Source organism: Vibrio sp. EJY3, from assembly GCF_000241385.1.
In the GTDB taxonomy this organism is placed as follows: Bacteria; Pseudomonadota; Gammaproteobacteria; order Enterobacterales; family Vibrionaceae; genus Vibrio; species Vibrio natriegens.
Map to the genome: position 1 here is coordinate 1896104 of NC_016614.1, position 26997 is coordinate 1923100.

Sequence of the window (26997 nt, forward strand, 5' to 3'; positions counted from 1 at the left end):
AAGATTAATTCTTTCGCACTTCGCGTAGCCATTTAACTCAGCGAGGCACATTGCCAGCGTTCACGGCGACAATATACTGGTGTGTACCGGGTTCGATACGGCCAGTAATGGCAGGAACACTAGCTTGGGGATAAAGTAAATTGGTGTTGGGTGCGCATGGGTAGACTCGGGTTTTCCCCTCACCTTGCAATAAAATCAGTTCACTAAAGAGCCGCTCAGACTCCACTCGTGCAGGCTGAATCACCTGATGGCTAAACCAAGCTGACCAGCCATCTACGGCATACCCTGTCATCACAAATTCCAAAGCAAAGTCTGTGGTAATTTCATGGCTGCGAAGTTCACCCTGCTCAGTAAATTGTTGGCGCGTTTTCACCACACAACCTTCAAACGGCTGCCATAAAGAGACCAGTGCATCGCCTTCACGATAGCTATTGATATTTCGGGTGCGGCTAAACCATTGACGAGTCTGTGGATGAGCAAAAGCAAAAATATTGTCTCCCGCCCAACCCTGATCCAACCAATTAGTTGATTCAACACACAGTCCATGCGCGGAGCTATAGGCAAACTTGCTGTATTTGTCATTACAATTACGCAGCTCGTTTGCAGGTGCGCTATTGGTCAACAGATAACTACCCTGACGGCGGGTAATCAGGTGGCGATCACCAATCCACGTGGCGGGCATATTGCTCGATAATGGTTGTTCTTCTACCGTCCAAAATGGATGCTGTTCAGGCAGGTAGAGGGCGTTAAAGGCTTTAAGTGCCAACATCGGTGACGCGTAACTGGTATAGAATTCACTCACGAGCAAGTTAGGGTAAGCAAAGCCCGGTAACAACTGTGCCTGTTGATCCCATATCGGCTGATTCGCCCACCAGCGCATGGTTTGCATCCAGTAGCTTTTTGCCGTTGCGATATCAATATCAGGATGTTCAGTACGCGCCAATTCCGCCCAAAAAGCAGCACCAGCAAAGCGATAATTCAACGAGCGGCCGTAGCACAGAGGCTGACCATCTTCGCCAAACCAATATTGATAGCGATGAGAAAACTCTATTGCACGGTCAAGCAAAAGCTGACTGCCAGCACTCTGATAGTTGTCCCAGCGGGCGTACACCAATGCGTAAAGTTGGAAAGCAAACGGGTTGTAATAGTCCACCACACCTGTGAGACCATCCTGATACCACCCGTTTTTCAAATGCATTTCATCAATAAAAGCGAGGTCTTGTTCAAGCACCTGTTGCTGAATTTCCACACCCAGTAACGATAGTGCTTTTAAGATCAGAACCCTAAACCAGCGCCAGTTGTTTGGTGGCAACTCTAAATCGGAGACGGAATTTAACCAACTCACAAGATTGGTGCGTTGCTCGCGATCTAACGGCTGCCAGTAAAATTCGTTAGCATCGATCAACGCGACTGCAATCGATGACATCTCCACCACACGTTGGTCATAATTGCGTGGAAACTGCCAAAAGTCTTGGTGCATGGGATTGGTACCGTTGGCGATTAACTGGCGCAACTCGGCATGCTCATCTTTCAGCGCCTCTCCAGCTGGCACTGCACCCCACATCAAACGACAAACATGTTCGATACCCGCTACGCTTTCTGTATAGTGCGCCGCGCTATTAAAGTGCGGCACGTCTTGTGTTGTTCCACGAACAACATCCATTTGGCGCTCTACAATCGCTTTTAGCATTTTCAGCGTTTCAGAACGGCCTGTGCATCCTTGCGCCGTATTTGCCAAACAATTCAAACTTATTGCCACGGGTTACTCGCTTAACAACAAAATCATCAATGAATGAATTAAAACTCATAACCTATAATTATTGAAACGCTTTTTTATATTTTTGATATAAAGATCAAAACTACGTTTTATTTTTTTAGTTCAATGCCCACCTAGCTCACAAAATTGAACTACCAAAAACAATAAAATTAAAACGATGTTTCATTTATTAATAATTTGCTTTCTTAGCATAGATTAAACGGGTTCTGATGTGCTGGGCTGATAGGACTACGGAATTGTAAGCACGCTGAAATAGAAAAATTAGGCTATGACAGCATGCCCTTTAACAATGCCAGCAGAATTGCTCAAAGGATGGATGCGCACACCAGCCTAAGGATGGCGCATAAATCGAGCGTAATAGAGAGGTGGCAAGCCACGTTGCAAGCATCGCCCCATCGCATCAAGGTAAGGGCGAAGATGAGAGAAAAACTGATAATACCCGTCACACAGATAATGCTTTGCGGATATAGATAACTCCCCGTTTGCATCGATCCGCTGCGCAGGGCAAGCGCCATGACAAAGCGAACGTTGGTCACATCGCTGGCAATGGATTTGGCTACCAGTTGGCTTGCGGGTAGCAAATTGTTGCTGGATCGGTGTTTCTATCAAGTCAGGGTAATCTCGCTGGTTGATATTCCCCACTTTAAATTCTGGATAAACAAAATGGTCACAGCTATAGGCATCACCATTGTGCTCAATCACAAGATTCTCCCCACACTGAGGGGCATGTACACAAATAGAAGACGGCATACCCAAATGCATACCAAGCGCATTATCAAAATGGCTGACGTACACCTTACCAATGTCACCTTTGCGCCACTCTTCAAACACATCCACCATAAACTGACCAAACTGCGTCGGTGATACACTTCGCTCCGAAACACCTTTACCTTTTTCCGGTTCAACAATTGGAATGAACTGAATAAATGTCACCCCAAGTTGTGTCAGGTGCCGATATACTCGTTTACCATGATTGCCGTTGTGGTTTTGAATCACAGTCAGCACATTGGTATCGACCTGATACTTTTGTAGCGTCTGCAAACCTTGGATCACCTGACGATAAGAGCCCTTCCCACTGCGTGTTTTGCGGTAGTAGTCATGCAATTCTTCATCACCATCAATACTGATCCCAACCAAAAACTCATGCTGTTTAAGAAACTCGGCCCAACTGTCGTTAATCAGCACACCATTGGTTTGCAGCGTATTGATGATCTTCATTCCCGGGCGGGCATATTTTTTTTGCAGCGCCACTGCCTGGCGAAAAAACGCCAACCCTCTTAATGTCGGCTCCCCACCCTGCCAACCAAACGTCACTTCCGGACAACCAGCAGGCTGGCTCTCTATGTAGTTTTTTACGTGTGCCTCAAGTGTCGTGTCCCCCATATCAAACTGCTTGGTTTGCGGGTAATAGTCGGTTTTGTCGAGATAGAAGCAATAGTCGCAATCTAAATTGCACAAAGGTCCAATCGGTTTGGACAAAATATGAAACGGACGCTTTGCTTTCGCTTTACTGATGGGAATAATAAGTGACACCGTAACTACACCTTGTTATTAGTTGACGAATTATTTTAAAACGCCATTTTAATTTATCATCAATCCGTGATCGCAAACAACATTTATAAAACAATGTTTCAATATAATATTTCAAACCCTCTATTATTGTGAATCATGAAAAAACCCAATTTACTCTATGTATTCCCCGATCAATTTCGCCTGATGTCGTTAGGTATCTGGCAAAATCCTGACTATCGTGACTTAATTCCCGGTGTGGGGGACCCTGTCCATACACCCCACCTTGATGCGTTTATCCAACAATCAACGTTGCTGAACAACGCCGTAAGTAACTGCCCAGTTTGTAGCCCACACCGCGGTAGCTTGATGACCGGGCAATTCCCGTCACGCAGTGGTGTGCCACTGAACTGTAACTCAGACCGCGTTGATTCCGAGTTGCCAGAAACCGCGATTTGTTTCACTGATGTCCTGTCAATGTCAGGCTATCACGTCGGCTATATCGGTAAATGGCATTTGGATGTACCAACACCAAATGATCCAGTGCAGCCCGGTCATTACGTTGACCCGAATGTACCTGCCTGGGACTCGTACACCGAACCACAGCGCCGCCATGGAATCGATTATTGGTATGGATACGGCACGTTTGATGAACACAACAATCCCCACTACTACGACACCGATGGCCGCCGTCACGAACCAAAGGTATGGTCGGCAGAACATGAAACCGACAAGGCGATTGAGTATCTGAAGAACGAACAAGGCCAGCGCGACGCAAACAAACCTTTTGCGCTGTTTATGTCGATGAACCCGCCACACAGCCCATACGACAGCCTTGACGATTGCCGTATGGAAGATTGGTTACGTTACAAAGACACGCCTGTTGATGATCTTTTATTGCGCGAAAACGCTGATACGAGCCTCGAAAAAGCCAATAGCGCGCCTTATTACTTTGCCAATGTTACAGGCACCGACAGTGAGTTTGGCCGTCTGGTTGAGACACTGAAAGCGATGGGTGAATGGGACAATACCATCGTGGTATTTACCAGCGACCACGGAGAAACCTTGTGCAGCCAAGGCGTAAATGATGCCAAAAACTGCATCTATAACGAGGCATTTTCAGTACCTTTCATCGTAAAAGCTGCCGATCAGAGTCAGGCAAATCAACACCCAGCCTTTTTGAGCAGTGCTGATATTATGCCAACTGTCTTGGGATTGATGGGGCTTTCATCATCTTGCCCAACCAATATTCATGGCCGCAATCTCGATGAGATTTTCCGCTCAGGTTCGATGGATACCAGCCCAACTTACGCTCTCTATCTGAAGAACATGAATACCGCGCCAGGCGCAGACGGTAAAATCCGTGGCTATTTCGCTTCAGTTCGAGGCATTAAGACTGAGCGCTACTCCTTAGCACTACATATTGATGATTTCGGCCAAGTCGAAAAAACCCAATTTTTCGACAACATCCAAGATCCCTACCAAACCAATAATCTAGCTTTCGACCCTGAACAAGCGGACCTTCGTCGCCTATTACGCGCCATGGCAGAAGAATTGGTTCGAACCGACGATCCATGGGCTGACGGCCGAGTGCTTGATCACTTGCTTCCATATGACTTGTTCATTCAAAGTGGAACCGATAAGGAATTCTCATGAGTAACGATACACTCCCTAATGTAATTATTATGTATGCCGATGATCTCGGTTTCGGCGATTTGAGCTGTTACGGTGCCAACGACATTCCAACGCCTAACCTGGATAAACTGGCTGAAGAAGGGCTTAAATTCCATCAAGGTTATGCCACAGCGGCAACGTGTACGCCTTCGCGCTATAGTTTACTGACTGGCTCTTATCCTTGGCGTAACCCTAACGCAGCTGTTTTACCAGGCGATGCCCCGCAGATCATCACCATCTCTGATTTTACGATGCCAAAAATGTTCCAAAAGGCTGGCTATCGCACCGGCATCGTCGGTAAATGGCATTTAGGGCTCGGCGATGGTGAACTCGATTTCAATCAAGAAATTCAGGGAACACCAAACGATGTCGGTTTTGACGATTCCTACATTATGGCTGCGACCAATGACCGTGTTCCATGTGTCTACATCGACAATCGCCATGTTGATAACCTCGATCCTTCAGACCCGATTGAAGTGACCTACGATTGGGATCAAGCCTTTAATGACGTACCTACAGGCCGCCACAACCCAGAGCTTCTGGATGTCATGTACGATCATGGCCACGACGGCACGATCATCAATGGCGTTAGCCGTATCGGTCACATGCGCGGCGGTCAATCCGCAATCTGGGATGATGAAACCATGGGCGAAGTCTTTGCCGACAAAGCCATTGAGTTTATCGAGCAAAACCAAGATCAGCCGTTTTTCCTTTACTACGCCTTGCATCAACCGCACGTACCGCGTATTCCGAACCCTCGCTTTAGAGGCGTGACACCTCACGGTGTTCGCGGCGATGTAATCGTCGAAATGGATTGGTGCATTGGGCAGGTCCTCGATAAATTGGAAGAGCTGCAACTGGCTGATAATACGATCGTGATCTTCTCCAGCGACAACGGCCCTGTACTAAATGATGGCTATAAAGATCAAGCGGTTGAGTTCAACGGCGAACATCGAATGGCTGGCCCACTGCGCGGCGGAAAGTACAGCCTGTTTGAAGGTGGTACGCGAGTGCCATTTATTGTCCGCTGGCCAAACGGCGCTACCCGAGGAGAAACAGAAGCCTTGTTCAACCAAGTCGACCTTTATCACTGTTTTGCTCAGCTAACCGGCTCTGAACTGCAAGAGGAAGAAGCGCCAGACAGCCAACCGCTGCTGGACACGTTACTGGGTAAGGAACCTCAAGGCCGAGACAATATGGTGCTTGAAGGGATGCAATACAAAAAGGTATTCAGAGACCAGCGTTACGCTTATATTCCGCCACACGATGACGATTTTATCTGCCAATATACGGGGAATGAAAAAGGTAACCTCTCCAGCGCTCAGCTATTTGATTTACAGGATGATATTGGCCAAGTCGTTAATCTCGCCGAGCAGTATCCCGAAAAAGTTGAAGAGTTAGCAGCTCTGCTTGAAAAGAGTATTAAAGCACCACGCACTCGTTAATCGCTTCTCTTAGATGTACTGGTGATTGGAGACAGTTTACAAGCGATTTTTGGTACGCAGTCTGACTCAATTAAGTCAGAAGTGCACAGCGTACTTGCGACCTCCTGATCTTACCTCCCCCCATCTGGGTAAGATTTGCCAACCTCCTTGTGAGGTTGGCTTTTTCGTTTTTCCTCCATCGCAGGTTTTTGACCTGTGACGAATTAGGAGCGTTCCAAAAGCGCTTTAAGATTATGGGCGATCTCTTCAGCCGCCAGCATACCGCGGTTGAGTGACCACAGTTGCGGTGAAACCTCGATAACTTGTTGCTTTTTGACTGAAGTCAGCAATTTGAACAATGGATTTTTGCGCCATTCATCGACAACATTTGGGGTGGAATACAGCCCAATCAGTAACCAATCTGGGTTAGTTTTGAGAAGAAACTCAAAACTTGTCGGCAAATAAGCCGTTTGCGTTTTGTCGTCCAGAGGACTGTTTAGCCCCAGAGTCGTTAACACTCCACCAGCGTAAGACACCGGACTATGTAACCACATACCTTTGTCGGAAACGACGCCAAACTGTATAGTCTCTTGAGTAGTAAAGTGCTGTTTAAACTGCGCCATCGTTTGATGATGCTGCTCGACTCGCTGCATCATTTGATCTTGCTTTCCAATCGCGACACCAATTTTTAATGCAGACTCAAGATTCTCTTGGTACGTCTCACCACGACTTTTTAGCAACAATGTTGGCGCTATTCGCTGCAAATCCTCATAGATAGTACGATGACGTTCCGCGTCAGCAATGATGAGATCCGGCTTTAGCTGCGCAATCACTTCTAGGCTAGGCTGTGACCTAGCACCAACAGACTGCCAAGGTTCTACTTTCTCTCTAACGGCGGCAATGACGCGTGTTGGGTCTTTATCATCGGCAACACCAACTGGCGACACATCTACTGCGGCTAAGGCATCCACAAAAGAAAACTCTAAAACAACGACACGTTCTGGCGTCGTTTCTATCTCGAATGTGCCCTGCTCATCTTGAACGGTGCGCATCTGAGCCATGGCTGAAGATGAAGCAATGACAAGCATAAGCAACATTAGTGAACACACCAAAAAACGGTCAGTCGCCAATCTAGCTTTATTTTCCATAACAATATTCTCCAATACTATGATCGGCAAAGTCGCCAACTTAAGCCGACGACTTTTTTCTAGATCAGTAAATCAAGTTCAAAGCACTAAAACTGGTAGTTGAGATCAAGCGTGTATGAGCGTCCAGGTGCTGGGTAGCGACCAACAGGGCTAGTATCGATTCCGCGGAAGTAATAATCTTCATCAAACAGGTTGTTCACGGCGACATTCATGCGCAGCTTACCTTTTTCATCCTTGTATAAGTCCGTACCTAAGTTAAAGTTCCAGACCATATAAGACGGTACTTTACCAGTCGCTCCCGTACTATCCTCAGAGCTAGTGTTGGCGTTATCGGTATACGCATCGCTGAAATAGAAACCAGATAAAGTGGTATCTACGCCAGAGAAGACATAAGTCGCATCCCAGCCAAGTTGGTGCTTGGAAGAGAACGGTAGCTGATTGCCTTTGTTGTCACCATCTTCTTCGAGTGTGGCATCTAAGTAGTTGTAGCTTACGCCGAGGCTGAGTAACGGTAATGACTCGGGAACATATCGAGCTGACAGTTCAATACCCTGATGCAGCGTTTTACCAATGTTGTCAAAAGTTTGCGTCGCGCTTTGCCATTGCAGTTGATCCTCGAAATCAACGCGGTAAATTGCCGCGTTGAAACTTGTCTCGTTCTGAGTAAAACGCGCGCCCACTTCGTAGTTCCACGCCAACTCACTGCCCTCTTCACCCAAGCCTCGAATGTAAGCAATCTGAGGTGCACGCAGAGATTTTTGCGCATTTGCGTAGGTAACCCACTGTTCATTGAGACTATAAGCCAGCGTCAAACCGGGTAACCACTCTGTCACTTTATTATCTGCACTTTGCTCTTTTCCAAGATCGTCAAAGCTCATATCAACCGATTCAAAACGCAATCCAGGCGTGATTTTGAGTGTATCGTTGAATAGACCAATTTCATTGCTGATGTAACCCGCAAACGCGTCGGTATCTAAGTGCCAGTCACGCGGAACATTGGTGTTACCTCCAGAGAGAGGCGTTTGCGTAAGTTTGTAGTCGATATCTTCGTTTACGTAACGAGCACCAATAATCCAGTTTTGAGTAACGGACTGACCTTCACCAAAATACATTGCTAATTTCGGCTCGATACCATACACAGTAAATTCGCGAGGTGAGGTACGAATATCAGTGGACGGCAAAGCGGGATCAGCCCAGTGCCCACCAGCACTATTAAAGCCCCACTGGAAAAAACGCTCAGATTGATGACCAAAGGTGAGTAACTCAAGTTCAGCACTGTCTGCAAAGGCTAAATCGTGAATGTATTTTACGCTCCAACGCGTCGATTCACCCTGATACTCATCGTATTGGCGTTTCGACTGCTCACGGTCTTGCTGATAATCTTCAGGAGAAAGTGCACCCGGCATTTGAGTGTCTGCTTCATAACGTTGAATAAATGCCTGAAGCTCTTGCGTATCACTAAGTAACCACTGAACTTTGGCTTGGAAATTTTTCACATCCGTATCTGAATGTTCACGGAAGCTCTCACCTTTTAAAAAGTTACCTTCCAATTGCAAAGCGAAAGTATCACTTAACCACCCCCCAGTTCTCAGGTAGAAATCGTTGAGCGGTGTATCTCCGCCTTCAAATACTGTCAGACGATTACTGATCTCCGTCTGCCAAGTGTGGGGAATCGGTTTGGTGACTAAGTTGATCACGCCACCTACGTTGTTTGGTCCGTACTGAACCGCCGCTCCGCCGCGAACAATGTCAATTCGTTCAACCATGGACAACGTCGCTGGGAAAATAGACTGACCAGTATGGCCATATGGTGCGAGGGTTAGGGGAACACCATCCATGAGCATTTGAGCATGACCACTGCGACTCGCATTTAAACCACGCACTGAAATGTTGGGTAGGACTCCCGTTCCGGTTTCATCCTGAACTTTGATACCAGGAACACTTTGCAGCGCGCCATCAATCGAACTTGCCGCCGTTTTTTTGATTTGATCACTGGTGATGATGGTTCGTGCGCCTGGATATTCTTTAACATCTTCAATTTCAGAATTACCTATCACGCTACCCGTAACAACAACGGTTTCCATTGCTGTCGTATTGACTTCAGAAGGTGAAGCACTTGCCTGAGATACCATCGTTGTTGAAGCTAGCGAGGACACTATCGCAATAGCCAAAGGATGCATGGTCAACATTTTGTTCATTCGTTCATTCCGTTTCATTATATATGACATACAAATACGAATGAGAACAAATATTAATTATGTTTTCAACATTAACTTGAAAAACATTTTTTATTTACCTTAAAAACACAGACGACAACAAAAAACTAACGCAACATCCTCTCTTCAAAAACAAAAAACCCGCATTCAAACCGGAATGCGGGTGGCTTTAAGTAAGGTAAAGCAGTGGATTATTAATAGAACTGGAAATTAGAACGAGTATTTCGCTACAAACTTAAGGCCGTAACCGTCTTTCTTCTCTTCGCCTTGCTTTTCTACAGAACCAGTTTGAACGACAAAGTCTGTTTTGAATGAATCTGTTACATCGTAGCCAAGACCTAGGTATGCAGTTTGCGCTTCTACAGCCGTACCTTGTAGGTCACCGTCTGCGTATTGAAGTGAACCGTAAACTTTGAAACAGTCAAATGTGTACGCTGCTGCTACAGAGTAAGTTTCACCGTCGTTTGGAGATTCAAGCTTAAGTTCTACACTGTCGCTAGCTTTCAAGCTCGCTGCGTTTTCGAAAGAAATGAATGCCGCGCCAAATTTGAAATCACCCAGTGTTACGTCACCTGCTAAACCGACAGAGTTAGCTTTGTCACCGTCAGAACCGTAAGCTACCGCTGCAGAGAAATCGTCTACTTTGTAGTTTAGAGATGTAGCAAAGTTTGCTTCGTTGTCTGAGTCACTGTCCGTTTCGTAGTTTGCTGAAAACTCAAGATCGTTGATTGTTTTCTTGTAACGGATACCTTGGCCATCTACACCACCTTGACCGATGATGTATAGGTTAGAACCTTCTCCTTGTTTCGCTTTTTCAACTGCACCGAATGAGTTACCTGTATCACCGAAAGAGAAGTTACCGTAAGTAGTGTGATCAAATTCTAATTTAATATCAGCGAATTCTGCATTACGGTTTTCTTTTGTCACACTGTCGCCAGCATTAATTGCGAAAGAACCGATTAGTTTCGCATCTTCATTCAATTGATGCGTACCTTTAACTTTTAGGTGTGCATCTGTAAATACGTGTGGTTCTTTCTTTTTATCATCAGCATTAACGTAGATTGCGATACCTTTTGCCCAACCTGACATTTCAACTGTATTTTCGTCTGATTTGTAAATTTCGCCAGCTGCTGCTGCACCAGTAAATAGAACAGAAATTGCAATAGCTAAAGGTTTGATGTTCATATCGTACTCCATGTGTTGCATAATTTTCATCGCAACTAATTGTATTAAAAGTATTTATAGGCTAAGAGATTACATTCTTATGCTGAATGTGCTTCTGGGATAATATTATCGAAATAAATTTAATTTAAAATTGAAATGTTATTTTATTTTTAATAAACAAGATCTAGATCATAATTAAACCTATATTTGCAAAGTCACGATATGCAGTTTCATGCATTTAAATTACTAGTTTACGGCGTATTTTATTGATTAAGATCAAACACAAGATCAATCATTATTGAGGTGGCGGGGTTTGATATATAAATATGTTTTAAAAACAAACAATACAGTGATAATAAAATCATGAAATAATAAAAATAAAAATTAGATATGAATCGCAAGTCTATTTATAGATATATTCATTATTATTTTAAAAATGCTAAGAGCGGGATCGGATATATAAATATATCTCTGAACATTGAAGATAATTGATTTCGCATCTTTGAGGATTATGATTTTCACATAATTGAGACGCTGGCTAAACAGCAGACAAGAGCCCTAAATCCAGCATGATGCTCGAGTGCTTGCGCGTATAATCGCTGTGTTCCAGGTTTCTGAGGGGTGGGATGTTATGATGAGTTCGTAAGCTTTGCAGATTCAACCAACCAGCAAGACTCAGTAGATCAATGGGTTTTAAGATAGACAAAATAAAAAGTCCCCTCATTACTGAAGGGACTCTTTCTAGTGATTTGTAGCGTTCTTAGGTCAGCAATTCATTTATGCTTTTGCTGTCTGTTTGTAGCGGTCAAAGATAACCGCTGCTAGTAGAATTAAACCACGAACAACGTATTGAGAAAACGGAGACATGTTCAGTAGGTTCATCGCGTTTTCTACAGTACCCAGAATTAATACACCAGCGATAACGTAAGAGACTTTACCGATACCGCCTTTTAGAGATACACCACCCAGAACACAAGCAGAGATAACCACCAGTTCAAAACCAACCGAAGTCATTGGCTGACCAGAAGTCATACGTGCAGCCAGAATAACACCCGCTAGTGCAGCCATGAAACCAGAGATGGTGTAGATCATCATCTTGGTCTTAACCACGTTTACACCTGCCAGACGTGCAGCTTCTTCGTTGCCACCAATCGCCAGTGTATTACGGCCATAAACGGTACGGTTCAGTAAGAATGTGAAGACAGCGAATGTAATCAGTGTTAGCCAAATTGGTGTCGGAATACCGATGAAAGAAGAATTACCTAACGCGAAGAAGCTCTCTTCTGTGATACCTACCGCTTTACCGTCAGATATGATGTAGCCTAGACCACGAGCGATCTGCATGGTTGCGAGCGTCGTGATCAGTGCGTTGATTTGCAGTTTGGCGATAACAAAGCCGTTTAACAGGCCAAATGCCACACCAGAAAGCAGGCCTGCACCCACACCCAGAACGACGCTGCTGGTCGCGTTGATAGCCACAGCGGTGACAACACCTGAACATGCGATTACTGAAGCAACAGAAAGGTCAAGGTCACCACAAGCAAGACAGAACAGCATGGCACATGCCACCATACCACTCATTGAGATTGCCAGGCCTAAGCCTTTCATGTTGATGAAGGTTGCAAAGTAGGGAACGAAAAGGCAGCAGAGTATAAACAGACCTGCAAACACCATTAGCATTCCGAATTTATCCCAGATTTTACCGAAGCTAAAGCTGCCAGTTTTTGGAGCTGACTCTATCGCTTTTGTAGGGTTAGAAGTAGACATAATGATATTCCTTAATTTTAAGCGGCTGCCGACTCTTCTTTATCTAGCATGGCCAGACGAAGCGCGGTTTGTTCATTAAATTCGTCGCGTTGTAGTTCACCGGTTACCGCGCCGTCTTTCATAACAAGTACACGGTCAGAGATACCCAACACTTCTGGTAAATCGCTGGAAACAACGAGTACCGTTACTCCGTTTTCTGCCAGCTTAAAAATGAGTTCGTAAATTTCAGATTTGGCGCCCACATCGATACCACGAGTAGGTTCATCCAGTAAGATGACGCTCATTGCCGTTGATAACCAACGACCAAGAATCACTTTCTGCTGGTTACCGCCTGATAGCTTGCCAATTGGCTGCTCCAGAGAAGAAGCTTTGACATTCAGCGCTTCTTTTTGCTTCGAGGCATTCTTCTTTTCCCAGTCGAAATCAATCAAGCTCTTGAATTTTAAATGCCAAGGGCGAGCACTGATGTTGGTGTTCTCTTGTACCGACATGATAGGAACGATGCCGTCTGCTTTGCGGTCTTCCGAACAAAGCGTAATGCCGTAACGAATCGCATCTTGCGGGTTTTTGACGCCAATTTTGACATCGTGTAAGTAAAGATCGCCGCCTGTCTTTTTATCTGCGCCGAAAATAAGACGAGTAAGCTCAGTACGACCTGCGCCAACCAATCCAAACAAACCAAGAACTTCACCTTGTTTGACATCCAGTGACACCGGTGCGGTTAACCCTGGGCCTTCGAAGTTTTCAATGCGTAAACCACTCTTACCATGTTCACGCGGGCGGTAGTTGAAGATGTCACTAATTTCACGGCCAACCATCAGTTCAACTAGACGATCGTTAGTCAGCTGAGAAAGGTCAGTAAATGACTGCACGTGCTGGCCATCTTTGAAGATAGTTAATGCATCACACAGGTCGAAGATCTCTTCCATACGGTGCGATACGTACATAATGATTTTGCCCGCATCACGCAGTTCACGGATAACCTTGAATAAGTTTTGAATTTCGCGCTGTGACAAACTACTGGTTGGCTCATCAAATGCGATAATTTGTGCGTTTCGGCTTAGTGCTTTGGCGATTTCCACCATCTGCCATTGGCCAATAGACAACTCTTTTAGCTGGCAAGATGGGTCGAATGTTTCACCTAAACGCTCCAACTGAACTCGTGCGTTCTTGTTGAGGGTTTCTGTATCCACTCGACCACCCTTGGTTGGTAGTTGACCAAGATAAATATTTTCCGCAACCGTCAACTCAGGAACCAAGTTGAGCTCTTGATAAATAATGGCAATACCGTGCTCAAGCGCATCATTGGTTGAATTCAGCGCTACTTCTTTACCATCAATAGCGATGTGACCTTCCGTAGGCTTATGAAAACCACTTAAGGTTTTGAGTAACGTTGATTTACCAGCACCATTTTCACCCATCAAAGCATGAACACTGCCCGCATCGGCGCGGAAGCTCACGTTGTTCAATGCCTTAACACCTGGGAAGTGCTTCGAGATGTTTCGAAACTCTATGTAAGAGGGGGACTTCGCCATGACATTCTCTCCGTTAAATCAGTTGGTGACGACCAAGCCGGCCGTCACCGAAAGTGAGCTTACAGCCCTTTTTTCGCCAGTTCGTCTTTGAAGTTGTCACGAGTGATAAGAACAACGTCCGTAACTTCAACAAATTTCTCTGGTTGAACGTCTTCTTTTACCCACTTGTATAGAGACTCGATACTCTTGTAGCCATGTACGTCCGGGCTAGGTAATAGTGAACCGTAGAAACCGGTCGGTTGAGATTTCGCAAGTTCGTTAACCGCATCCACACCGTTGATACCAATGCCGATTACGTTGTCTGAACCAAAGCCCTGACCTTCCGTTGCACGTACGCCGCCTAATACTGTGTTGTCGTTCATACCAACAATTAGCCATTGCTTAACTGTTGGGTATTGAACAAGTAGAGAGTTCGCAGCGTCCAGTGCTCCTGGAATATCATTGGTTTTGGTTGGTACGCGGTAAATTTGATCAGCTGGGAATCCAGATTGCTCCAGAGCCGAGATAGCACCGTCTACGCGACGACGCGCCGTATCAAGTTCGTCCGCAGTGATTGCCATAACGCCAGTTGTCGAAGCATCCCAGCCACGCTTCTGCATTTCTTTGTACAGCTCTGTACCTTGACGTTCACCGATAGCAGTCGCTGCCATCATAACCAATGGTACGTCTGTCATTGGCTCGCCTTTCGCGTTTAGGAACTGGTCATCAACAGTGACAACTTTTAGATCATAGCTTTTCGCTTTCGCCATGATTGCAGGACCTAATTTAGGGTCAGGAGTACAGATAACGAAGCCTTTCGCGCCTTGCGCCGCTAGAGTGTCGATAGCATTCAGGGTTTTTTCGCCATCTGGCACCGCCATTTTTACTACTTCAAAGCCTAAATCTTTACCGGCTTTTTCAGCAAATGACCATTCCGTTTGGAACCATGGCTCTTCAGGTTGCTTAACTAGGTAGCCTAGTCGGGTGTCATCATTTGAACCGAAAAATGCGTTGGCCGAAGCACTAAGCATAGTTACGCCAGATAGGGCAGCGATTGTGAGTAGTTTTTTTAGTTTCATTGTTATCCATCCACTGGTAGAGGTGAGTGTTCGCTATACATATTTGTGGATTTAGGGACATTTGTTAGTGACAAAAATCACAGCGGAAAAATGTAGCGAATTTGTCCATTCATTTAGCCAGTGTGGCTATGACACAGATCTCAATTATGCGACCAATGATCCAAATTCTCAGTAAGCAACCCAATACCAGCCTAATGCAAACGTTGAATTCGCTGGTTTCTTGCTTTTCCGACCTGACAGAAGAAGGTGTTAAAAAGAACACAAAAAATCGTCCATGACGTTTTTGTCCATAAAGTTAGCAGACCTCTTTATGGGATAACGTCCCTCCTCTAGCTATAACAACAAGTAGATTTAGTTTGCTGACCAAAAGCTGGAGCAGTCATGGACACATTAAACACACAACAACAGCATGTCATTGGTTTGGACTTCGGTTCAGACTCCGTACGTGCCCTTATCGTAAATGCACAAACAGGCAGTGAAGTATCTTCGTCTGTCGTCTATTACCCGCGATGGATGAAAGGGCTATATTGTCAGCCTGCTCAATCTCAATTCAGACATCACCCTCAAGACTATCTGGATGCAATGACCAGTGCGATCCAAGAAGTACTGACCACGGTTTCACCTGAATTGGCCTCTTCCATCGTTGGTATCGGTGTCGATACCACAGGCTCAACACCAGCCCCAATTGATGAAAACGGCAACATCCTGGCATTACTACCAGAGTTCGAGAACAACCCAAATGCGATGTTTGTCCTTTGGAAAGATCACACGTCGGTAACTAAGGCGGATCTGATCAACGAGCTTGCCCACTCAGGTGATTTCACCGATTACACCCGTTACATCGGTGGTATTTATTCATCGGAATGGTTCTGGGCTAAAGCCGCTTGGGTCAGCGAACAAGACGAACAAGTTGCTAAAAGCGCGTACAGCTGGGTAGAACTTTGTGACTGGATTCCAGCGATTCTCGCTGACGCTCAGCATCCGCAAAAACTGCGTCGCGGTATTTGTGCTGCCGGACATAAAGCCATGTGGCACGACAGCTGGGGCGGTCTGCCTGACCAAGCGTTTTTAAGCGCGATTTCTCCAACACTGGATGGCATACGCGATCGTATGTTCACAGAAGTATTCACTTCGGACCAAGCCGCTGGTTTCCTGTCAAAAGCATGGGCAGAAAAACTGGGCTTGCCAGAAGGCATTGCGATTGCAATTGGCGAGTTTGACTGTCACATGGGCGCGGTGGGTGCCGGTGCCGGTGCCAATGATTTGGTTAAAGTGATTGGTACCTCTACGTGTGACATCTTGATGGTTGAAGCCGATCAGGTTGGCGATCGCACCATTCACGGCATTTGTGGCCAGGTTGAAGGTAGTGCGATGCCAGAGCTACTGGCGCTAGAAGCAGGACAATCTGCGTTTGGTGATATGTACGCTTGGTTTAAGAACGTTCTGATGTGGCCATTGCAGGCTTACGCTGAGCGCAATCCAGACTTTGCAAAAACCGCTGACGAAATTGCGTCTGACTTATTGCCAATGCTTTCGCAAGCCGCGGAGCAGCAGGGTATCGACAAATACACACCTGTCGCGATGGACTGGCTCAATGGCCGACGCACACCATACGCCAACCAACGACTAAAAGGTGCTATCAGTGATTTGAACCTTGGCAGTGCTTCACCAGCCATCTTCTCAGCGTTGGTTGAGTCAACGGCTCACGGTGCCAAAGCGATTGTGGATTGCTTTATCGAGCAAGACGTCAAGGTTGAACGCGTGATTGCCATCGGTGGTATTGCGCAGAAATCCCCGTTCGTGATGCAGATGTGTGCGGATGTGATTGGTCGAGAAATCATCGTGGTTGAGTCGGATCAATGCTGTGCATTAGGGGCAGCGATATTTGCGGCAGTCGCGGCTGGCGTTTACCCAGACACCAAAGCAGCGCAAGACGTCATGGCAAGCCCTGTTCGTCAAACATACTCACCAAACCCACAAGTGCAAGCACTGCGAGCAGAGCGCTACGCCACTTACCGTCAACTCGGTCAACACATGGAACAAATGGCAGAGTTCCATCAATCTCAGGAGCGTGAAGATGTCTGAACAAACAACATGGAGTGACGTGGATTCATTCGCTGAACGCATGAAAACGCTTCGTCATCAGGTGTGGCAAGCGAACATGGATCTTCAGCGACACAACCTCGTGACCTTCACCTGGGGCAATGTTTCAGGCATCGATCGCGAATCCGGTTTAGTCGTGATTAAGCCAAGTGGCGTCGAATACAGCGAACTCAGTGCGGAAAACATGGTGGTTGTGGATCTGCAAGGCGAAATCATTGAAGGCAATCTTAAACCTTCTTCTGATACCGCGACGCATCTAGAGCTATACCGCCAGTTCCCGTCAATCGGCGGCATCGTGCATACCCATTCGTCTTATGCGACGTCATGGGCGCAAGCGGGCGCGGCGATTCCTGCATTCGGCACCACGCACGCGGACTATTTCTACGGTCATATTCCTTGCGCCCGCGCTTTGACTCAACAAGAGATAGAAAGCGATTACGAGCTGAATACCGGCAAAGTCATCGTTGAAACGATTGGCGCAACTGATCCAATGGCGATTCCCGGAATTTTGGTTCGCGAGCACGCGCCATTTACCTGGGGAACCGACCCACATAAAGCCGTACATAACGCCGTGGTGGTGGAAGAAGTGGCAAAAATGGCGTTCCGCACACTGTCTATCAACCCGAGCACGTTACCGATTCCACAGACCTTGCTGGATAAGCACTACTTACGCAAGCACGGTAAAGACGCGTACTACGGACAAAAATAATCAACAATTGTCGCCTGGCAAGTAGCGAGGCGACCAATGCGACACAGAATAACAGAGGCACTTATGAAAGATTTAACAAACAAATCTGTATGGTTTATCACCGGTTCACAGCACCTATACGGTCCTAAAGTATTGGAGCAAGTGGCAAAGAACAGCGAAGAGATCGTGGCTGGTTTCAACCAGAGCGACGATGTGTGCGTGCCTGTTGTATGTAAAGAAACAGTGAAGTCGCCAGAAGAAATCCTCAACGTATGCCAGCAAGCAAACAACGATGAAAACTGTCTGGGTGTAGTGCTATGGATGCACACTTTCTCGCCAGCAAAAATGTGGATTTCAGGTCTTAAGCAACTGAATAAACCGTTTGTTCATCTCCACACCCAGTTCAGCGAAGCGCTGCCTTGGGAAAGCATCGACATGAACTACATGAACCTGAACCAAAGTGCGCACGGTGACCGCGAATTTGGCTTTATCGGTACGCGCCTTGGCTTGGACCGCCGCGTTATCGTTGGTCACTGGCAGAAGCCTTCTGTACGTAAGCAGCTCGACCACTGGTGTCGCGCGGCAATTGGTTGGCACGAGAGCCATACTCTGCGTGTCGCTCGTTTTGGCGATAACATGCGCCAGGTAGCGGTAACTGAAGGTAACAAGGTTAGCGCACAAATCGAATTTGGCTTTGAAGTACACGCCTACGGTTTGGGTGAGCTGACTGAAGTCGTGAACAAAGTCGAAGACAGCGCAATCAATGCCCTGCTAGAAGAGTACCGCTCAACGTACCGAATCGCTCCGGAGATTTTTGAAACGCCAGAACAGTTGGAAATTCTTAAGAATGAAGCTCGCCTTGAACTAGGCATGGAAACCTTCCTGCAAGAGCGCGGCTGTATGGCGTTTGTGAACACGTTTGAAAACCTGACTGGTTTGACTAACCTACCTGGTTTGGCAACACAACGCCTAATGGAAAAAGGCTATGGTTACGGCGGCGAAGGCGACTGGAAAACGGCCGCGCTGACACGCATCATCAAAACCATGGGTCAAGGTCTACCTGGCGGCACGTCGTTCATGGAAGACTACACCTACAACCTAACAGGTGAAGGACAGGTACTGGGCGCGCACATGTTGGAAGTGTGCCCGACTATCGCCGCTGACAAACCATCGATTGAGATTCATCGCCATACTATCGGTAAAACTGACGATGTCGCACGTGCGATCTTCAGCGCCAAAGCGGGCCCGGCATTAGTGGCAACCCTGATTGATTTGGGTAACCGCTTCCGCTTGTTGGTGAATGAAATTGATACCGTGACACCGCCATCAGATCTACCAAACTTGCCAGTGGCACACGCGCTTTGGGAACCTCAGCCTAACCTGGAAGTATCTGCGGCTTCATGGATTCATGCGGGTGGCGCGCACCACAGCGTATACACGCAAAACGTCACTTTAGATATGCTAGAAGACTTCGCTGAGTTTGCTGGTATCGAGCTGGTTGTGATTGACAAGAACACCACCATCCGTGACTTCAAAACAGAGCTGAAACACAACAGTCTGTTCTACCGTTTTAGCAGCGGTATCTAAAAACACGCATGCACCTATTCGGCTGAGGGGGTCAGTCGAGTAGGTGTTTCGCTATATTTTGAACATCCAACTTCCCGCACATCATGCCACCCTCCCTATTAGCTTGAACAATTCCCTACCTCTCGTTTTCGTTACCTATTTTTTTACTGCGCAAAGTAATCGAGTAGAATTTGTGGGTTATGCGTATGCCAAACGAACAAGGATAGCAGTGCGGTCTGTGACAACTATACTGATAAATCCATGCTTAGCATGACAGGTTGTGGCGTAGCGATGTGATATGCGAACTAGGTGCCTGCCATCGCAACAACATAATGGCTGCAACCGATAATTATGGTGAAGCGTTAAAACAACGACTTAAACAACGCCTCCCACTCTGGTTTACTTTTTTGCCGCGCGATTTTGCGGCAAGTTTTAATGCTGTTATACGGAAAATAGAATGCAAAACGATCCCTTGAAACCTGGATATGACTTCAATGCTCATTTAGTTGCGGGTTTAACGCCAATCTCAAAAGGCAACGATCTAGACTTTGTTATTGACCGTCCTCATGGGATGAAGGGCTTTATCATCAATTTGACGGTAAAAGGTCAGGGCACCGTATTTCACGGTGACGAATCATTTACGGTTAATGAAGGCGATTTACTACTCTTTCCAACGGGTGTACCGCACTACTACCACCGCTCAGAAGAGGCTGAAGACTGGCATCATCGCTGGATCTATTTTCGCCCGCGAGCCTACTGGATAAACCGTCTCAAGTGGGAAAGCTGCATCAACGGTGTGTTTATCACTAAAGGTGTGCACATTGACGCTCAGGAAAAGCTCGAGCAGCTGTTTAAGCAGATTGAAGACCTGAGTAAAAAGGACGAGCCCTACAGCGATGAGTTGACGCTCAACTTGCTAGAGCAGCTATTGATACGCTGTAAAATGAACCAGCCGAACCTGATCAAGAAACTCGTTGATCCAAGAATCACCAACGTGTTGAATTACATGGCCAAACACCTCAATGAAGATTTCAGCAACGAAAAATTAGCCGATCTTGTGTGTTTGTCGCCCTCGAGATTGGGGCATTTATTCCGCGACGAAGTTGGGATGACGATAATCCAGTGGCGTGATGACCAACGAATTAGCCGAGCGAAACAGTTACTGGTGACATCGAACTATTCCATCAACCAAATTTCTCGCTTGATTGGCTATTCGGACCCACTCTATTTTTCGCGTGTGTTTAAGAACAAAGCCGGGTTAAGCCCGAAACTCTATCGTGAGAAAGTGATGTAAGTAACCTTAAGACGCTGAGTATACATGTCGGGCAGGAATCTCTCCTGCCCGAATTATTTATGATTATTGAAAGTTGAACTGGTAACTGGTTTGATGCTGATAGAACGACTTTTGAGTAATAAAGCGTTTGTTCGCCTCTGGCCATTCTGGGTGGTTTGGGCAATCCGGTAAGAACTGAGTTTCAAGCGCTAGGCCTTGATAATCGCGATACTCCCCATTGCGAGAAGGCGTTCCTGCCAAGAAGTTACCGCTGTAAAACTGAATCGCAGGTTTATCGGTAAACACTGACATCTCCACCAGCTTGTCTGAGCTAGTCAGGCGAGCGATAGTGCTAACGCCATCCGTTAACTCTTCGGTTAAGGTAAAAGCGTGGTCATAGCCTTTGGCTAGCTTCTGGTCTTCATCCTCTAACAATCGATCTCTGATTACCTGAGAGCGACCAAAGTCAAAACTGGTCCCTTGTACTGCTTTCAGCTCGCCAGTTGGTATGAGATCTTCATCAGTCGGCAGGTATTCGTTGGCCAGCAATTGCAGCTCATGATCGAGAATGGTCTTGCCAGATTCCGCGCCGTCTAAATTAAAGTAGGCGTGGTTGGTCAGGTTTATTGGACAGTCTTGGTCACAAATCGCCGAGTATTCGATGCATAGCTGATTGTTTTCCGTCAGTGTATAAGCCACTTCAGCAGTAAGGTTCCCCGGGAAGCCTTGGTCACCATCGGGAGACATCAAACAGTAAGTAATGTGTGAATCGCTTTTATCTTTCACTAGCCAGCGGCGTTTATCAAAACCTTCAATACCGCCATGTAGGCTATTGCCATTATTGTTGCGAGTAATGGAATAGGTTTGTCCGTTTAAGTTGAACTGCCCCTTAGCAATGCGGTTGGCGAACCGGCCAATGGTCGCACCTAAAAAAGCAGAATGAGACTGATAATCGTGCAGCGAGGTCATGCCGAGCAGAACTTCTCTTGGCCCAGAGGAAGTCGGAAGCTGACAACTTAGCCATGTGGCACCAATGTCCATAAAGGTAGCTGTCATGCCGTGATGATTACGTAATATATGAACCGTCGCAGGCTTACCATCGGTGAAAAGATCGTGCTCAATCGCAGCCTTGATCGAGTCGGGTGGGATAATGCTGTTGGGCATAGAGGCTCCTTTCAAAAACACAGTACCTGCAAATCGCAGGTACTGATATAACAGGATTAAATCGCTTCGCCGAAGAGTGGGAAACCATCTTTCCAAATGAGGCGTTTGATACGCGTATGGCGGTTAGGGTCCCAGAGTGGGTCGCCTTCAATTTCGGTGTAATCACGCGCATGATAAACCAATAGGTCGTGGCCTTCTTCATCAACGGTAAAGCTGTTGTGACCTGGCCCGTAAATCTTTTTCTCCCAGTTGGTTTTAAACACTGGTTGTTTGGCTTTCACCCAGCTTTTCGGGTCTAGCAGGTCACTATTTTCATCTGCATAGAGCAATCCCATGCAATAGTTTTCGTCGGTCGCACTGGCGGAATACGTCATCCAGAATTTACCATGGCGGTGAATTACCGATGGCCCTTCGTTAACCCAAAAGCCGATTTGCTCCCACTCAAACTCTGGAATCGTCAGGCACTGTGGCGCGGTACGCAGCTTGGTTGGCGTTTCCAATTCAGCAATGTACAAGTTTGAGTTGCCGCCGATGTTGTTGTCTTTTTGCGCCCACACGTAGTAGTTAACGCCATTGTGGCTGAACGAGGTCGCGTCTAAGCAGAAGGTATCCATACCAGTGTCGATTTGCCCTTCGAACGTCCATTCCGGTGTGATCGGATTCGGGTTCGAATTCGATATCGCGTACATACGGTGCTGGAACAAGCCATCGATGATTTCTCTAGACGGTGCGGCAGCAAAGTAGACATACCAAGCGTTATCGATAAAGTGCAGCTCTGGCGCCCAGATTAAATCACTGTATGGGCCTGTATCAGGCTTGTACCATGCGTTGATCAGTTCGCTGGTCGTGTCGAGCTCCGCGATGGTCTTTGCTCGACGAATCTCAATGCGATCGTATTCCGGTACCGAAGCGGTGAAATAGTAGTAGCCATCCGTGTGTTTGTAGATGTGCGGATCGGCACGCTGCTCGATAATAGGGTTTACGAAATCAGTCATACTGCTTACCTTAATTTGCGTAATTTGATTGTGGTTTTGAAGATTGAACGTCGCTTAGGTTTTTCTCTTCTTCCAGAATGTTCGTTGCCGTCATCGACTGGTAGTACTTATCGGTCACTTTGTATTTGAACATCAGTGAACCCATTAAGAAGTGGAAGAAACCAGGGATCACCGTCAGCATCAGTGCGATACCAGTCAGTGCGTAATCCGATTGCGCTTCATTTGGTACGTAGTTAAAGAATGTCAGTAGCCAACCTACCACTGCGCCGCCGATACCCATACCTAGTTTTTGGCTAAATGAGATGCCGCCAAACGCAAGGCCAGAAACACGTTGACCGGTTTTGTAAGCGCCGTAGTCGACCGCTTCTGCAATGGCTGACCAGAACACTGGCGCATGTAAATCCACCACGAACGAAACTAAGAAATACAACACGAAAGCCAACGCCAGATCATCACGACCAACGAAAACGTAAAGCATCGCGCTCAGTAACAGTACCGCGACCTGGCTATAACGGAACAGTTTAATTTTGCAGTACTTTTTAGTAATCCAAGTTGATGCCACCATCGCCAGAATCGCCGCACCGACACCCGTCGCAAGGAAGGCTGAAATTGTGCCTGCGTCACCACCAAGGTAGTACTTAGCGTAATACGCAGCCACTGAACCACGAATTACATAGCCGATAGTGCCCGTGACACATACCGCGCAAAGCACCAGCCATTGGTCGTTTTGCTTCAACAACTTAACCTGGTCTTTAAATGATTTTTTGTCGACCACGTGTTCAATACGTTCTTTGGTGGTCGCGAAACAGAACAAGAACAGCAGTGTGCCCATCAGTCCCATAAGCCCCATCGAGTATTGGTAACCCAATTGAATGTTGTCTTGACCCCAAGCTGCTGATAGCTGCGGTACGATAATGGTGACCAGAAACGCCGCGATTTTAGCGAAGAATAAGCGATAACCGTTCGCAGACAATCGCTCTTTCGGGTCATCGGTCATCACACTGATGAGGGAAATGTAAGGAATGGTCACCGCGGTAAACATGACTGTGACAAAGATGTACGTCGCGTAAGCGTAAACTAGCTTGGTGTTGTAATCGCCATCTGGCGTGCTGAAAGCTAGGTAAACCGAGATTCCGAAAGGAATGGCTAGAAAGAGCAGATACTGGCGGTAGCGGCCCCAACGAGAGGTAAACTTATCAGTAATCATACCCATTACCGGGTCGGTCACTGCGTCGATTAATCGAACTACGATAAATAGCATCGCTAAGTCTTCGGGTTTAATACCAAAAATATCCGTATAGAAGAAGGTAATGATTAACATCATTGATGAAATCACTACGTTGACCGCCATGTCACCGGCTCCGAAACCGATTTTCTCAAGGACAGGTAATTTATATTTATACATAGGGACGAATCCATTGTTTTCACGATGACAGGGATACTACTTAGGAATCAGAGGTCTGGCTGTTAGGAATCTCATAGATACATGGTGATAGCGATTTTGTGCATGCCTTCAGCCAATCTGTTTATGTGACAGGATGCGAATCAAGACATCAGGACGAATAAATTACGATAACTACGGCAGTACAAACTTATAAAAGACAATCAGTCACAGGTTGGAGTAAGGTTATCTTGAACACGACGCGGACACTGACTACAATGGCGCACTTTCTTTACGGAATCCAGGTCATAAAATGAACGACACTACTAAACCAGCTCTACCAGATCGCCTTGCAGGTAACCCTCGTAGCCCATTCTTCGTGAAAGAGTGCTTCGACCACCAAATCGGTATTCGTTTCAACGGCAAAGAACGTACTGACGTTGAAGAATACTGCGTGAGCGAAGGCTGGGTAAAAATCGCGTCTCCAAAAGCAAAAGACCGTTTCGGTAACCCAATGCTGATCAAATTGAAAGGCGAAGTTGAAGCGTACTACGTGTAAGCCTTCCTTTCTGCTCATAAAGCCTGGTTTATCCAGGCTTTATTGTTTCTAGAACCACGTGTCTGTGTTTCTATGTTATTTGGGAAATAGAAAAGTTTAGGACATAAAAAAGGCCAGCTTTGATAGCTGACCTCTTCGATAAAACTCATCCACTCGGCGCTTAATAACCCTTCCAAGGCACCAGTTTTTTCTCCAGATAACGCATAAACAAATCAAACGCGTAGGCAATCACACCGATAATAATAATGCCTGCGATCACAACGTCTGTGACAAGGAACTCTGCGGCATTGAGCACCATAAAGCCAATCCCCGCTTCTGCTGCCACCATTTCACTCGCCACCAGCGTGGTCCAGCCAAAGCCAATACCGATACGCAGACCCGTCAGAATTTCAGGCATCGCACTTTTGATGATGACGTGATAAAGCACCTGAGCTTTGGAAGCCCCCATGGAATACGCCGCCTGAATCTGTTCACTACGCGCTGAATTCACACCCGCTCGGGCACTCAATGCGATTGGCGCGAACATCGCCAGATAAATCAACGTCACTTTACTGGTTTCATCGATGCCAAGCCAGATGATCACCAAAGGCAGGTAAGCAAGTGGAGGTAAAGGGCGGTAAAACTCAATCAAGGGATCGAAGATGCCGCGAATCCACACATTAGAGCCGATAAGAATACCAATTGGCACAGCGGTAACAACGGCGAGGATAAACGCCCCAAATACGCGCCCTAAACTTGCGGCCAGATGCTCCGTGAGTGACACGCCAGAAAAACCATTGACCACCAAGTCACCAAAACGCTCTATCACTGCACTCGGAGCGGGCAAAAATAGCGGTTTTACCCAGCCCATTTCGGTGACCAGTGCCCATAGTGCGATAAAGAAAATACTCGCAATAACCGACACTAATCGAGAGTCGCCCTGCCCCGGCTCGCCATAATAGTTGCCCGGCACTAAAGTCTTCTTCTTTATTGCTTTGATAAGCGCATAAAAAGGGGGCGTTTTGTGAATCACACTATCTTGCTTGCGTTCTTCAACCGTCACTTGTTTGGTTTTGTCCTGTACGCGATCTTGTTTCACTTCCGTTTCTGCGGATGTTTCTGTAACCGCACCTGTTCCTGTAACCATAGCTGCTTGAGTCATTACGCCACCTCCGGTACTTCATCTTGGTGAATGATGGAAAGGATCTTTTCTCGCATCTCGATAAAATCAGGCATCGATTTAACGGCTCGTGCATCCCGACATTCCAAAAAGCGTTTGTTGAAGTCCAGGTCAAAGCTATGGGTAATACGCCCCGGTCTTGGCGACATCACGATGAGGCGAGATGCCATAAACAGAGCTTCTTCGACACTATGAGTGATAAAGAACATCATTTTGTTGGTGGTCTGCCACGCATCGAGAAGCAGCTCTTGTAAGGTCTCGCGGGTAAGCGCATCAAGTGCACCTAACGGCTCATCCAGCAACAGAATGCTCGGGTCGTTCGTCAGAGCTCGGGCTATCCCAACACGCTGCTGCATACCGCCAGAAAGTTGATACACCTTGTGCTGATGAAAATCTTCCAAACCAACTAATTTCAGGTATTTGGCTGCGCGTTCCAAGCGTTCTTCTTTGCTCACACCTCTAAGCTTTAAACCAAATGCTGTGTTTTCGATGACGTTAAGCCAAGGAAATAACGCATGTTTTTGAAACACCACGCCTCGGTCAGCGCTCGGGCCCACAATTTGGTCGCCAATATCACGCCCTAAAGCCACACGAGGTAATCCTTCCACCGATGAGTTGCCCAAGGTTAAATACCCTTCTGTTGGAGTGATAAAGCCAGCCATCAAATTCAATAGCGTCGTTTTGCCACAACCCGAAGCTCCGAGTGCAACGACCAGATCCCCTTGTTCTATCTCCAAATTAACCCCCGATAGAGCAAGGACGGGTTCTCCTCCCTGACGATCTTCATACACGACCGACACGTCTTCTATTTTCAGTGTTTTCTCTGTAGACATACGA

The 26997-nt window shown here is 46.6% G+C and carries 20 protein-coding genes; 7 read left to right on the forward strand and 13 right to left on the reverse strand.

Annotation, left to right across the window (positions count from 1 at the left end; all coding sequences use genetic code 11):
- Window positions 1–37: 37 nt before the first annotated feature.
- Both VEJY3_RS24160 and VEJY3_RS24165 read right to left on the reverse strand, forming a co-directional pair.
- The gene (locus tag VEJY3_RS24160) at window positions 38–1759 is read right to left on the reverse strand and encodes a DUF2264 domain-containing protein (protein WP_014235062.1); all 1722 of its coding nucleotides are present in this window, start codon (window positions 1757–1759) and stop codon (window positions 38–40) included.
- A 348-nt stretch (window positions 1760–2107) separates the two neighbouring features.
- A complete protein-coding gene (locus VEJY3_RS24165) occupies window positions 2108–3310 on the reverse strand; it encodes an anaerobic sulfatase maturase (RefSeq protein ID WP_014235063.1) in 1203 nt (400 codons plus the stop codon).
- Between the two features lie 135 nt (window positions 3311–3445).
- On the opposite strand from VEJY3_RS24165, the gene VEJY3_RS24170 reads away from it, so the two are divergent.
- Together VEJY3_RS24170 and VEJY3_RS24175 are read left to right on the forward strand one after the other, a co-directional pair.
- Window positions 3446–4942: a sulfatase gene (locus VEJY3_RS24170; protein WP_041170447.1), complete on the forward strand. Its 1497-nt coding sequence runs from the start codon at window positions 3446–3448 to the stop codon at window positions 4940–4942.
- Window positions 4939–6405, forward strand: a complete 1467-nt coding sequence (locus VEJY3_RS24175) for an arylsulfatase (protein ID WP_014235065.1) — start codon at window positions 4939–4941, stop codon at window positions 6403–6405. The genes VEJY3_RS24170 and VEJY3_RS24175 overlap by 4 nt, the downstream gene beginning before the upstream one ends.
- 203 nt (window positions 6406–6608) lie before the next feature.
- On the opposite strand, the gene VEJY3_RS24180 is transcribed toward VEJY3_RS24175, so the two are convergent.
- The 6 genes from VEJY3_RS24180 to VEJY3_RS24205 form a co-directional block, all read right to left on the reverse strand.
- Window positions 6609–7532 carry a Fe(3+) dicitrate ABC transporter substrate-binding protein gene (locus VEJY3_RS24180; RefSeq protein WP_014235066.1) on the reverse strand — a complete coding sequence of 308 codons (924 nt, stop codon included), beginning with the start codon at window positions 7530–7532 and terminating at the stop codon, window positions 6609–6611.
- 86 nt (window positions 7533–7618) lie between these two features.
- Window positions 7619–9730, reverse strand: coding sequence for a TonB-dependent siderophore receptor (locus VEJY3_RS24185; protein ID WP_014235067.1), 2112 nt, complete (start codon window positions 9728–9730; stop codon window positions 7619–7621).
- Between the two features lie 228 nt (window positions 9731–9958).
- Entirely contained in the window at window positions 9959–10933 is a 975-nt protein-coding gene (locus VEJY3_RS24190; RefSeq protein ID WP_014235068.1) for a porin, read from the reverse strand.
- Window positions 10934–11689: 756 nt separating this feature from the next.
- Window positions 11690–12679, reverse strand: a complete 990-nt coding sequence (gene araH / locus VEJY3_RS24195) for an L-arabinose ABC transporter permease AraH (protein WP_014235069.1) — start codon at window positions 12677–12679, stop codon at window positions 11690–11692.
- Between the two features lie 17 nt (window positions 12680–12696).
- The gene (araG, locus tag VEJY3_RS24200; protein ID WP_014235070.1) at window positions 12697–14214 is read right to left on the reverse strand and encodes an L-arabinose ABC transporter ATP-binding protein AraG; all 1518 of its coding nucleotides are present in this window, start codon (window positions 14212–14214) and stop codon (window positions 12697–12699) included.
- A gap of 59 nt (window positions 14215–14273) precedes the next feature.
- Window positions 14274–15272, reverse strand: coding sequence for an arabinose ABC transporter substrate-binding protein (locus VEJY3_RS24205; RefSeq protein WP_014235071.1), 999 nt, complete (start codon window positions 15270–15272; stop codon window positions 14274–14276).
- A gap of 381 nt (window positions 15273–15653) precedes the next feature.
- Here VEJY3_RS24205 and VEJY3_RS24210 point away from each other — a divergent pair, with 381 nt between their 5' ends.
- From VEJY3_RS24210 to araC, 4 genes are all read left to right on the forward strand, one after another.
- Window positions 15654–17357, forward strand: a complete 1704-nt coding sequence (locus VEJY3_RS24210; RefSeq protein ID WP_014235072.1) for a ribulokinase — start codon at window positions 15654–15656, stop codon at window positions 17355–17357.
- Window positions 17350–18084: an L-ribulose-5-phosphate 4-epimerase gene (locus VEJY3_RS24215; RefSeq protein WP_041170449.1), complete on the forward strand. Its 735-nt coding sequence runs from the start codon at window positions 17350–17352 to the stop codon at window positions 18082–18084. The genes VEJY3_RS24210 and VEJY3_RS24215 overlap by 8 nt, the downstream gene beginning before the upstream one ends.
- A 63-nt stretch (window positions 18085–18147) precedes the next feature.
- On the forward strand, window positions 18148–19650 hold the full coding sequence (araA, locus tag VEJY3_RS24220) for an L-arabinose isomerase (protein ID WP_014235074.1): 1503 nt from the start codon (window positions 18148–18150) through the stop codon (window positions 19648–19650).
- Between the two features lie 436 nt (window positions 19651–20086).
- Entirely contained in the window at window positions 20087–20923 is an 837-nt protein-coding gene (gene araC, locus VEJY3_RS24225) for an arabinose operon transcriptional regulator AraC (RefSeq protein ID WP_014235075.1), read from the forward strand.
- A gap of 63 nt (window positions 20924–20986) precedes the next feature.
- Here the strand turns inward: araC and galM are convergent, their stop codons facing one another.
- From galM to VEJY3_RS24240, 3 genes are read right to left on the reverse strand one after another with little or no spacing between them, the layout of a single operon-like run.
- On the reverse strand, window positions 20987–22066 hold the full coding sequence (gene galM / locus VEJY3_RS24230; RefSeq protein ID WP_014235076.1) for a galactose-1-epimerase: 1080 nt from the start codon (window positions 22064–22066) through the stop codon (window positions 20987–20989).
- A gap of 56 nt (window positions 22067–22122) precedes the next feature.
- The gene (locus tag VEJY3_RS24235) at window positions 22123–23061 is read right to left on the reverse strand and encodes a glycoside hydrolase family 43 protein (RefSeq protein WP_014235077.1); all 939 of its coding nucleotides are present in this window, start codon (window positions 23059–23061) and stop codon (window positions 22123–22125) included.
- Window positions 23062–23071: 10 nt separating this feature from the next.
- Window positions 23072–24466: an MFS transporter gene (locus tag VEJY3_RS24240; RefSeq protein WP_014235078.1), complete on the reverse strand. Its 1395-nt coding sequence runs from the start codon at window positions 24464–24466 to the stop codon at window positions 23072–23074.
- Between the two features lie 289 nt (window positions 24467–24755).
- On the opposite strand from VEJY3_RS24240, the gene VEJY3_RS24245 reads away from it, so the two are divergent.
- Window positions 24756–25001 (forward strand): DUF3297 family protein, encoded by a 246-nt coding sequence (locus VEJY3_RS24245; RefSeq protein ID WP_014235079.1) that lies wholly within the window; start codon window positions 24756–24758, stop codon window positions 24999–25001.
- 160 nt (window positions 25002–25161) lie between these two features.
- Here VEJY3_RS24245 and VEJY3_RS24250 read toward each other — a convergent pair whose 3' ends face one another.
- Window positions 25162–26142 (reverse strand): ABC transporter permease subunit, encoded by a 981-nt coding sequence (locus VEJY3_RS24250; protein WP_014235080.1) that lies wholly within the window; start codon window positions 26140–26142, stop codon window positions 25162–25164.
- The gene (locus tag VEJY3_RS24255) at window positions 26142–26993 is read right to left on the reverse strand and encodes a taurine ABC transporter ATP-binding protein (protein ID WP_014235081.1); all 852 of its coding nucleotides are present in this window, start codon (window positions 26991–26993) and stop codon (window positions 26142–26144) included. Before VEJY3_RS24255 ends, VEJY3_RS24250 begins: the two co-directional genes overlap by 1 nt.
- Between the last annotated feature and the right edge of the window lie 4 nt (window positions 26994–26997).

Bases quoted from the DNA above. Each gene is read 5' to 3' on its own strand.
- VEJY3_RS24170 (WP_041170447.1), top strand. From the start codon at position 3,446: ATGAAAAAACCCAATTTACTCTATGTATTCCCCGATCAATTTCGCCTG.
- VEJY3_RS24175 (WP_014235065.1), top strand. From the start codon at position 4,939: ATGAGTAACGATACACTCCCTAATGTAATTATTATGTATGCCGATGAT.
- VEJY3_RS24180 (WP_014235066.1), bottom strand. From the start codon at position 7,532: ATGGAAAATAAAGCTAGATTGGCGACTGACCGTTTTTTGGTGTGTTCA.
- VEJY3_RS24185 (WP_014235067.1), bottom strand. From the start codon at position 9,730: ATGAACAAAATGTTGACCATGCATCCTTTGGCTATTGCGATAGTGTCC.
- VEJY3_RS24190 (WP_014235068.1), bottom strand. From the start codon at position 10,933: ATGAACATCAAACCTTTAGCTATTGCAATTTCTGTTCTATTTACTGGT.
- araH (WP_014235069.1), bottom strand. From the start codon at position 12,679: ATGTCTACTTCTAACCCTACAAAAGCGATAGAGTCAGCTCCAAAAACT.
- araG (WP_014235070.1), bottom strand. From the start codon at position 14,214: ATGGCGAAGTCCCCCTCTTACATAGAGTTTCGAAACATCTCGAAGCAC.
- VEJY3_RS24205 (WP_014235071.1), bottom strand. From the start codon at position 15,272: ATGAAACTAAAAAAACTACTCACAATCGCTGCCCTATCTGGCGTAACT.
- VEJY3_RS24210 (WP_014235072.1), top strand. From the start codon at position 15,654: ATGGACACATTAAACACACAACAACAGCATGTCATTGGTTTGGACTTC.
- VEJY3_RS24215 (WP_041170449.1), top strand. From the start codon at position 17,350: ATGTCTGAACAAACAACATGGAGTGACGTGGATTCATTCGCTGAACGC.
- araA (WP_014235074.1), top strand. From the start codon at position 18,148: ATGAAAGATTTAACAAACAAATCTGTATGGTTTATCACCGGTTCACAG.
- araC (WP_014235075.1), top strand. From the start codon at position 20,087: ATGCAAAACGATCCCTTGAAACCTGGATATGACTTCAATGCTCATTTA.
- galM (WP_014235076.1), bottom strand. From the start codon at position 22,066: ATGCCCAACAGCATTATCCCACCCGACTCGATCAAGGCTGCGATTGAG.
- VEJY3_RS24235 (WP_014235077.1), bottom strand. From the start codon at position 23,061: ATGACTGATTTCGTAAACCCTATTATCGAGCAGCGTGCCGATCCGCAC.
- VEJY3_RS24240 (WP_014235078.1), bottom strand. From the start codon at position 24,466: ATGTATAAATATAAATTACCTGTCCTTGAGAAAATCGGTTTCGGAGCC.
- VEJY3_RS24245 (WP_014235079.1), top strand. From the start codon at position 24,756: ATGAACGACACTACTAAACCAGCTCTACCAGATCGCCTTGCAGGTAAC.
- VEJY3_RS24250 (WP_014235080.1), bottom strand. From the start codon at position 26,142: ATGACTCAAGCAGCTATGGTTACAGGAACAGGTGCGGTTACAGAAACA.
- VEJY3_RS24255 (WP_014235081.1), bottom strand. From the start codon at position 26,993: ATGTCTACAGAGAAAACACTGAAAATAGAAGACGTGTCGGTCGTGTAT.